At 70.1% G+C, this 7,748-nt stretch carries 10 protein-coding genes; 3 read left to right on the top strand and 7 right to left on the bottom strand.

What is annotated here, in order from left to right; genetic code table 11:
- Positions 1-34 precede the first annotated feature (34 nt).
- The 3 genes from AB0M11_RS40805 to xseA form a co-directional block, all read right to left on the bottom strand.
- Positions 35-628, bottom strand: coding sequence for a malonic semialdehyde reductase (locus AB0M11_RS40805; protein ID WP_365713954.1), 594 nt, complete (start codon positions 626-628; stop codon positions 35-37).
- Positions 629-780: 152 nt separating this feature from the next.
- Positions 781-1,020, bottom strand: coding sequence for an exodeoxyribonuclease VII small subunit (locus tag AB0M11_RS40800; RefSeq protein ID WP_365713956.1), 240 nt, complete (start codon positions 1,018-1,020; stop codon positions 781-783).
- Between the two features lie 80 nt (positions 1,021-1,100).
- Positions 1,101-2,342, bottom strand: a complete 1,242-nt coding sequence (xseA, locus tag AB0M11_RS40795) for an exodeoxyribonuclease VII large subunit (protein ID WP_365713952.1) — start codon at positions 2,340-2,342, stop codon at positions 1,101-1,103.
- A gap of 118 nt (positions 2,343-2,460) precedes the next feature.
- On the opposite strand from xseA, the gene AB0M11_RS40790 reads away from it, so the two are divergent.
- Together AB0M11_RS40790 and ppgK are read left to right on the top strand one after the other, a co-directional pair.
- Positions 2,461-3,474: a 4-hydroxy-3-methylbut-2-enyl diphosphate reductase gene (locus AB0M11_RS40790; RefSeq protein ID WP_365713950.1), complete on the top strand. Its 1,014-nt coding sequence runs from the start codon at positions 2,461-2,463 to the stop codon at positions 3,472-3,474.
- Positions 3,475-3,549: 75 nt separating this feature from the next.
- On the top strand, positions 3,550-4,299 hold the full coding sequence (gene ppgK / locus AB0M11_RS40785) for a polyphosphate--glucose phosphotransferase (protein ID WP_365713945.1): 750 nt from the start codon (positions 3,550-3,552) through the stop codon (positions 4,297-4,299).
- Between the two features lie 10 nt (positions 4,300-4,309).
- Here ppgK and AB0M11_RS40780 read toward each other — a convergent pair whose 3' ends face one another.
- A complete protein-coding gene (locus AB0M11_RS40780) occupies positions 4,310-4,846 on the bottom strand; it encodes a DUF6542 domain-containing protein (RefSeq protein WP_365713942.1) in 537 nt (178 codons plus the stop codon).
- Between the two features lie 195 nt (positions 4,847-5,041).
- Between AB0M11_RS40780 and ychF the strand changes: the two genes are divergently transcribed.
- Positions 5,042-6,130: a redox-regulated ATPase YchF gene (gene ychF / locus AB0M11_RS40775; RefSeq protein ID WP_365713940.1), complete on the top strand. Its 1,089-nt coding sequence runs from the start codon at positions 5,042-5,044 to the stop codon at positions 6,128-6,130.
- Positions 6,131-6,169: 39 nt separating this feature from the next.
- Here ychF and AB0M11_RS40770 read toward each other — a convergent pair whose 3' ends face one another.
- The 3 genes from AB0M11_RS40770 to AB0M11_RS40760 form a co-directional block, all read right to left on the bottom strand.
- Positions 6,170-6,478 (bottom strand): type II toxin-antitoxin system RelE/ParE family toxin, encoded by a 309-nt coding sequence (locus tag AB0M11_RS40770; RefSeq protein ID WP_365713938.1) that lies wholly within the window; start codon positions 6,476-6,478, stop codon positions 6,170-6,172.
- A complete protein-coding gene (locus tag AB0M11_RS40765) occupies positions 6,471-6,740 on the bottom strand; it encodes a type II toxin-antitoxin system Phd/YefM family antitoxin (RefSeq protein WP_365713936.1) in 270 nt (89 codons plus the stop codon). Before AB0M11_RS40765 ends, AB0M11_RS40770 begins: the two co-directional genes overlap by 8 nt.
- Positions 6,741-6,982: 242 nt before the next feature.
- Positions 6,983-7,564: a Uma2 family endonuclease gene (locus AB0M11_RS40760; RefSeq protein WP_365713934.1), complete on the bottom strand. Its 582-nt coding sequence runs from the start codon at positions 7,562-7,564 to the stop codon at positions 6,983-6,985.
- Positions 7,565-7,748: the final 184 nt, after the last annotated feature.

The raw sequence follows: 7,748 nt of genomic DNA, 5'->3' as shown, positions 1-7,748 counted from the left end.
CTACGCCGGGGGCCTCTCGCGCACGCGGGGTGGCTCAGACGGTGGTGACGACCTCGTCGTACGCCAGACGCGGGGAGCGCGGGAACCAGGCGTCCGGGCCCGGACGGCCGATGTTGACGACGACGAACGGGGTGTGGTCGTCGTCCAGGAACTCCTTCTGCACGCCCGCGAAGTCGACGCCGGTCATCGGGCCGGCGGCGAGGCCGGCGGCGCGGACGCCGATGATGAAGTAGGCGGCCTGGAGGGCGGCGTTCAGGGCCGCGTTCTTCTCGCGGGCCTCGCGGCCGGCCCCCTCGAACATGGCCTTGGCGCCCTCGAAGTGCGGGAAGAGCTGCGGCAGCTCCTCGTGGAACTCGTTGTCCGCGGAGAGGATCGCGACCAGCGGGGCGGCCGCGGTCTTCTTCTGGTTGCCCTCGGACAGGTGCTTCACCAGGCGCTCGCGGGCCTCGGGGGAGCGGACCAGCGTGATGCGCAGCGGCGACTGGTTCATGGAGGTCGGGCCGTACTTGACCAGGTCGTAGATCGCCTGCACCTGCTCGTCGGTGACGGGCTCGTCGGTGAAGGTGTTGGCGGTGCGGGCCTCGCGGAACAGCAGGTCCTGAGCGGCGGGGTCGAGAACGAGAGACATGGTGGGGCTTCCCGGGGGTCACATCGGCGGTTCATCCGGACCGCGGTCCGGATAGGCTGACGACACGAACATACGCCAGTAAACGTTCGAGTTTCAACAAAAACTGCCGGCGGTGACCCTCTTCACACCGCCCGACCCTCGTCGCTCGTCGCTCAGCGCTCCGCCTCGCCCCGCTCCCCCTCTTCCTCCTCCTCGGCCAGCGCCGCGTCCAGCCGGGCCCGAGCCCCTTCCAGCCACCGCCGGCACACCTTGGCCAGCTCCTCGCCCCGCTCCCACAGCGCAAGGGACTCCTCCAGACTCGTCCCGCCGGCCTCAAGCCGCCGGACGGTCTCGATCAGCTCGTCCCGCGCCTGCTCGTAGGAGAGCGCGTCCTCCGTCTTGCCGCCGCTCATGCTGACCTCGCTCATCTCGCCCCGCTCGTCGTCTGGCTCGTCGTCTCGTGACATGTCGTCACATTTCGTCTCGGCTCCTCTCATCCCGCCTCGTCCGCCCGTAGGGCACTGCCCTGGCCGTCCACCCGCACCGCGAACTCGCCGCCGGCGACCCGCGCCCGCAGCGCCTCGCCCGGCTCGACCTCCGCTCCGTCGCGCACGACGTGGCCGTCGCTCTTCTGCAGCACGGCGTAACCGCGCTTCAGGGTGGCCGCGGGGGAGAGGGCCACCACGCGCGCGTGCGTGTGCGTCAGCTCGGAGTCGGCGCGGTCCAGCAGATGCCCGAGACAGCGACGCGCACGATCGACCAGCGAAGCGACGTGATCGGCCCGTTCGTCGACCATCCGGTGCGGATCCTCCATGGCCGGCCGCGCGAGCGCGTGCGCCAGCCCCCGCTCCTCCCGCGCCACCAGCGCCTCCACGCACCGCCGCCCCCGGTCCCGCAGCATCCGCACCCGCTCCGCCTCCTCCCCGACGTCCGGGACGACCTTCTTGGCGGCGTCGGTAGGGGTGGAGGCCCGCAGGTCCGCGACATAGTCGAGAAGTGGGGTGTCGGGCTCGTGGCCGATGGCGGAGACGACCGGCGTACGGCACTCGGCGACCGCCCGCACCAGCTGCTCGTCGGAGAACGGCAGCAGATCCTCCACGCTGCCGCCACCGCGCGCGACGATGATCACATCCACCTCCTCCATCGCGTCGAGCTCCTTCACGGCCTGCACCACCTGCGGCACCGCGTGCACGCCCTGCACCGGCACGTTCCGCACCTCGAACCGCACGGCCGGCCACCGGTGCCGGGCGTTCTCCAGCACGTCCCGCTCGGCCGCCGAGGCCCGCCCGCACACCAGCCCGACCAGCTGCGGCAGAAACGGCAACGGCTTCTTCCGCCCGGCCGCGAACAGCCCCTCGGCGGCCAGCGCCTTCTTCAGCAGCTCCAGCCGCGCCAGCAGCTCCCCGACCCCGACCGGCCGTATCTCGGCGGCCCGCAGGGACAGCTGCCCGCGCGGCGCGTACCACTCCGGCTTCGCGTGCACGACGACCCGCGCACCCTCGCCGACCACATCGGCCACGGCGTCGAACACCTGACGGAAACAGGTGACGCCGATCGAGACGTCGTACGACGGATCCCGCAAGGTCAGGAAGACCACCCCCGCCCCCGGCCGCCGCGAGAGCTGGGTGATCTGCCCCTCGACCCAGACGGCCCCGAGCCGGTCGATCCACCCGCCGATGAGCCGGGAGATCTCGCCGACGGGAACGGGCGCCTCGGCGGACGTGTTCAAAGCCATGCCGCGAGAGTAACGGCGCCGACCGACAGCACCTCTCATCCCGCCGCGGGGACGAGGCCGTTCGGACAGCCGTCCAGGCCGCGACGGGGGTCCGGGGGCGGCGGCCCCCGGCCTTACGATGGGTGCCATGACCGCTTCGCCTGGCCGCCGTGTCCTGCTCGCCGCCCCCCGTGGCTACTGCGCGGGTGTGGACCGCGCCGTGATCGCCGTCGAGAAGGCCCTGGAGCAGTACGGGGCCCCGATCTACGTCCGGCACGAGATCGTCCACAACAAGTACGTCGTGCAGACCCTGGAGAAGAAGGGCGCGATCTTCGTCGAGCGGACCGAGGAGGTCCCGCCGGGGAACATCGTGATGTTCTCCGCGCACGGCGTCGCCCCCGTCGTCCACGAGGAGGCCGAGCGCGGCCGCCTCGCCACCATCGACGCCACCTGCCCGCTGGTCACCAAGGTCCACAAGGAAGCCGTCCGCTTCGCCAACGAGGACTACGACATCCTCCTGATCGGCCACGAGGGCCACGAGGAGGTCATCGGCACCTCCGGCGAGGCCCCCGACCACATCCAGCTGGTCGACGGCCCGGCGGACGTGGCCAAGGTCGAGGTCCGCGACGCGTCCAAGGTCGTCTGGCTCTCCCAGACCACCCTCTCCGTCGACGAGACGATGGAGACCGTCGACGCCCTCAAGGAGAAGTTCCCCCAGCTCATCTCCCCGCCCAGCGACGACATCTGCTATGCCACGCAGAACCGTCAGCTCGCCGTGAAGCAGATGGGCGCCGAGGCCGAGCTGGTCATCGTGGTCGGCTCCCGCAACTCCTCCAACTCCAAGCGACTGGTCGAGGTCGCCAAACTGGCCGGCTCCCGCGACGCGTACCTGGTCGACTTCGCCAGTGAGATCGACGAGGCGTGGCTGGAGGGCGTGACGACCGTCGGCGTCACCTCCGGCGCCTCCGTGCCCGAGGTGCTGGTCGAGCAGGTTCTGGAGTGGCTCGCCGAGCGCGGCTACGGCGACGTCGAGATCGTCAAGGCGGCCGAGGAGTCGATCACCTTCTCGCTGCCCAAGGAACTCCGCCGTGACCTGCGTGAAGAGGCGGCCGCCCTGGTCGCCGAACGCGGCGGCAGCGGCGCCGGCGCGTGAGCACCCGCCGTACGACTGTGTGACCTCGGCTCGCCCGACGTCGTGACTGTCAGTCGTACCACGTAACGTGGAGCCATGCAGATCTTCGGCGTGGACATCGGTGGTTCCGGGATCAAGGGCGCTCCCGTGGACCTGGACAAGGGCGACCTGGCCCAGGAGCGGTGCAAGGTGCTCACCCCGCACCCGGCGACCCCGGACGGCGTCGCCGACGGGGTCAAGCAGGTCGTCGACCACTTCGGGTGGAGCGGCCCGGTCGGACTCACCTTCCCCGGGGTGATCACCGACGGCACCCACATCCGCACGGCGGCGAACGTCGACAAGAGCTGGATCGACACCGACGCGCGCAAGCTGTTCAGCGAGCGGCTCGGCGGACTCCCGGTGACCGTGGTCAACGACGCGGACGCGGCCGGCGTGGCCGAGATGGAGTTCGGCGCCGGCCGGGGCCGCAAGGGTGTCGTCATGCTGCTCACCTTCGGCACCGGCATCGGCAGCGCCCTGTTCACCGACGGCGAGCTGGTCCCCAACACCGAGCTGGGCCACCTGGAGCTGGACGGCCACGACGCGGAGAAGAAGGCCTCCAGCAAGGCCAAGGAGGACGGCGACCTGACCTGGGAGCACTGGGCCCGCCGGGTCACCAAGTACCTGACGCACGTCGAGATGCTCTTCTCTCCGAACCTGTTCATCATCGGCGGCGGGGTGAGCCGCAAGGCCGAGAAGTTCCTGCCGTACATCGAGGGCATCAAGGCCGAGATCGTCCCGGCCCAGCTGCAGAACAACGCCGGCATCGTCGGCGCGGCGATGCGCGCGGCGCACCACGCCAGGTAGCCGGCGCCGGTCAGGCCCTGCGGCGGCGCCGGACCAGCCGCACCCGGCGGACGACAGCGATCACCCCGGCGATCAGGGTTCCGCCGTAGAGCCAGCCGGCCTGCGTGGACAGGGCCGTCACCAGGCCCATCACCGCGCCGAGGAAGCCGCCGCCACCGTCGTCGGCGACGACCGGCAGACCGACGGCGAAGCCGATCGGGACGACGACGGGGGCGGTCGGCAGATCGCCCCCGCGCACCCACAGCGCGGTCAGTGCGGCCACCGGCAGGAACAGCACGCCGTACGCGGTCAGGGACGCCCCGAGGAGCAGGCCGTCCAGGAGGCCGAGCAGAACCATCACGGCCATGCAGAAGAGGCCGCAGCCGAGCCCCGTCAGCCGTGGGGCCGGCAGCCGCGCGGGCGCCGCCGCCGGTGCCGGCCGCGACCTGCCCGCGGCGGGCCGGCGCTCGGCCGTCGCGGGCCGCCGTCTCGCCTGGGGCGGCAGCGGCCCGCGGGGGGCACCGCGGTTCGGGCCGTGCTGTCGGGGTCGGGTCCTGCGTTGCTCCATCGGACCAACCTAGGTCGGTTTATGTGCCCGATCAGGCCCCAGACACGCCGAAACCAAGCCGAAGAGCAGAGCATGTCCAGGTGTTCGACGCGGCCGCCGGCCAGGAGACCGGAACCCGTAAACTGGTGGATCGGCCGGCCCGCCGGCACGGGCAGCCCCTGGCCCGCTCACCCTCTCACTACGGGAAGTCGCAACGTGTCGCTCACGATCGGAATCGTCGGCCTGCCCAATGTCGGCAAGTCGACCCTGTTCAACGCCCTGACCAAGAACGACGTGCTGGCGGCCAACTACCCGTTCGCCACGATCGAGCCCAACGTGGGTGTCGTCGGCGTCCCCGACGGCCGCCTGGCCAAGCTGGCGTCGATCTTCAAGTCGGAGCGCATCCTCCCCGCGACGGTCGACTTCGTGGACATCGCGGGCATCGTGCGCGGCGCCTCCGAGGGTGAGGGCCTGGGCAACAAGTTCCTCGCGAACATCCGCGAGTCCGACGCGATCTGCCAGGTCATCCGCGCCTTCAAGGACGAGAACGTCGTGCACGTCGACGGCAAGGTCTCGCCGAAGGACGACATCGAGACGATCAACACCGAGCTGATCCTGGCCGACCTCCAGACCATCGAGAAGGTCCTGCCGCGCCTCCAGAAGGAGTCGCGCATCAAGAAGGACGTGGCCCCCAAGGTCAAGGCCGTCGAGGAGGCCAAGGAGATCCTGGAGAAGGGCGACACGCTCTTCGCCCACGGCATCGTCCAGGGCTCGGACCGCGCCGAGCTCCTGCACGACCTGCACCTGCTCACCACCAAGCCGTTCCTCTACGTCTTCAACGTCGACGAGGACGAACTGCTCGACGAGGACTTCAAGACCGAGCAGCGCGCCCTGGTCGCCCCCGCCGAGGCGATCTTCCTCAACGCCAAGCTGGAGGCGGACCTCGCCGAGCTCGACGAGGAGGACGCCCTGGAGCTCCTGGAGTCGGTCGGCGCCGAGGAACCCGGCCTCGCCACCCTCGCCCGCGTCGGCTTCAACACCCTCGGCCTGCAGACGTACCTCACGGCCGGCCCCAAGGAATCCCGCGCCTGGACCATCAAGAAGGGCGCCACGGCCCCTGAGGCGGCCGGTGTCATCCACACCGACTTCCAGAAGGGCTTCATCAAGGCCGAGGTCATCTCCTTCGACGACCTGGTCGAAACCGGCTCGGTCGCCGAGGCCCGAGCCAAGGGCAAGGCCCGCATGGAGGGCAAGGACTACGTCATGCAGGACGGGGACGTGGTGGAGTTCCGGTTCAACGTCTGATCGGGCGTGGACAACCGGCCTGACCTGTGAGAAAGCAGGTCAGGCCGTTGTGCGGTCCGCAGGTGTCCGCAGAACCTGAAGCAGCTGGGTGTCGTGGACCGTGGAGCGGTGCACGACGTGTACGACCCACACCACCAGTTCCCCGTTGTCGATCGTGTAGACGACTCGGTAGTCGCCGACCCGAAGGCGGCGGCGCTCAGGCTGGGACACGAGTGCGGTGGTGTTGAAGCCGAAGGGGCCGCTCTCCAGCTCTGTGAGTTTGGCCAGGATGCGAAGCGCCATGTCCCGCGGGATCTTGCGCAGCTCGGCCTGGGCCTCGGGCCGGAACGCCGTGCGGTAGTCACTCACTGCGTGCCAGCGTCTCCCTCATCACGTCCTCGATCGGGATGTCGACGGCAGGGTTCGCCATGCGCTCGTCGAGGATGCGGTTGATCTCGCGCTCCTCCCATTCCTGGTACTTGCGCAGGACGTCGATCGAGACCACGGCGGCGACCTGCTTGCCGCGACGGGTGATGACAGTGGGCACGTCGTCACGGTCGGCCCGTTCGACGACTTCGGCCAAGTGAGCACGTACGTCGCGGATGGACTCTATGGGCAGCGGCTGAGTCATGCTTCAAGGGTACCGAGTGTGCCATGTGTACACAACGTCTCCGGGCCCGGCCAGTGCCGGGGCAGCGGTGGCATTATGCGGAAGCGAGGCGGCGCGGGCGGTGGTCGGCGACCACGGGCGGGCTATCGAGGCGGTTCGGGCGCCGCCGTGCGCCAGGCGATTAGTCCCAAACGCAGGTCAAAGGGGCCGGCCGCTCGCAAGCCCGGCCCCTTTGGCGTTCCTGTCCTGACTTGGTGCTGACCTCAGTTGCTCCGCGGCGGCGTGAGCTTGTCGAGATCCAGGCTGATGTCGAAGGGCACGGGGCGCTTGAGGGTGCCGCGGAAGATGCCCGCGGGTGCGTACGCGCCCGTCGGTTCGTCGAGTTCGTAGACGTGCACGACGGGGGCCCCGTCCTCGTCCTCGATGCACCAGTAGTGCGGGATCTTGGCCTGCGCGTATTTGCGCAGCTTGACCGTGCGGTCCCGGTGCGCGGACTCGGGGGAGACGACCTCGATGACGAGCCGCACTTCCTCCGGTGCGAACCAGGTGCGGTCCCCGTCGTAATCGGCTGTCGTCAACAGCAGATCCGGTTCGGGCCGGTTTCGCTCGTCGAGCTTTATGGTCATCTCGCGGCCGACCCTGACATCGCCTGGCGCCTGCTCCATGAGGGCGACAGTGAGCATGGTGACGAGGTGGCCGTGCCACCACCTCTGCGGCGACATCATGAAGACCAGCGCTCCGTCGATCAGCTCGGTGTGGCGGGGCGCCTCGGGGAGGCGGTCCAGGTCCTCCGCGAGCCAGCCTTCCTCGCGCGGCGGGCGCATCCAGTCGGGCAGTGCGGTCATGGCTCAACCGTAGCGACTCGGCGAGGTCCGGGCCACGAGATCGTCAAGGGGGCGACCGCCTTCCTGGCCGTCCTGAACCCGCGGGCCTGCCGCCGTGCTGATTCCGTGCTGACCTCGGCCTTGAGAGGCCACCGCGGGAGACACACGGGCGGGGGGGGGGCCCCGCCCGGGGGGGGGGGGGGGG

This window comes from Streptomyces sp. NPDC051987 (genome assembly GCF_040680735.1).
Lineage (GTDB): Bacteria > Actinomycetota > Actinomycetes > Streptomycetales > Streptomycetaceae > Streptomyces.
Note: the sequence above shows the minus strand (reverse complement) of the source record. Positions and strands in the feature narration are given on the sequence as shown.

Bases quoted from the DNA above. Each gene is read 5' to 3' on its own strand.
- AB0M11_RS40805 (WP_365713954.1), bottom strand. From the start codon at position 628: ATGTCTCTCGTTCTCGACCCCGCCGCTCAGGACCTGCTGTTCCGCGAG.
- AB0M11_RS40800 (WP_365713956.1), bottom strand. From the start codon at position 1,020: ATGAGCGGCGGCAAGACGGAGGACGCGCTCTCCTACGAGCAGGCGCGG.
- xseA (WP_365713952.1), bottom strand. From the start codon at position 2,342: ATGGCTTTGAACACGTCCGCCGAGGCGCCCGTTCCCGTCGGCGAGATC.
- AB0M11_RS40790 (WP_365713950.1), top strand. From the start codon at position 2,461: ATGGGTGCCATGACCGCTTCGCCTGGCCGCCGTGTCCTGCTCGCCGCC.
- ppgK (WP_365713945.1), top strand. From the start codon at position 3,550: ATGCAGATCTTCGGCGTGGACATCGGTGGTTCCGGGATCAAGGGCGCT.
- AB0M11_RS40780 (WP_365713942.1), bottom strand. From the start codon at position 4,846: ATGGAGCAACGCAGGACCCGACCCCGACAGCACGGCCCGAACCGCGGT.
- AB0M11_RS40765 (WP_365713936.1), bottom strand. From the start codon at position 6,740: ATGACTCAGCCGCTGCCCATAGAGTCCATCCGCGACGTACGTGCTCAC.
- AB0M11_RS40760 (WP_365713934.1), bottom strand. From the start codon at position 7,564: ATGACCGCACTGCCCGACTGGATGCGCCCGCCGCGCGAGGAAGGCTGG.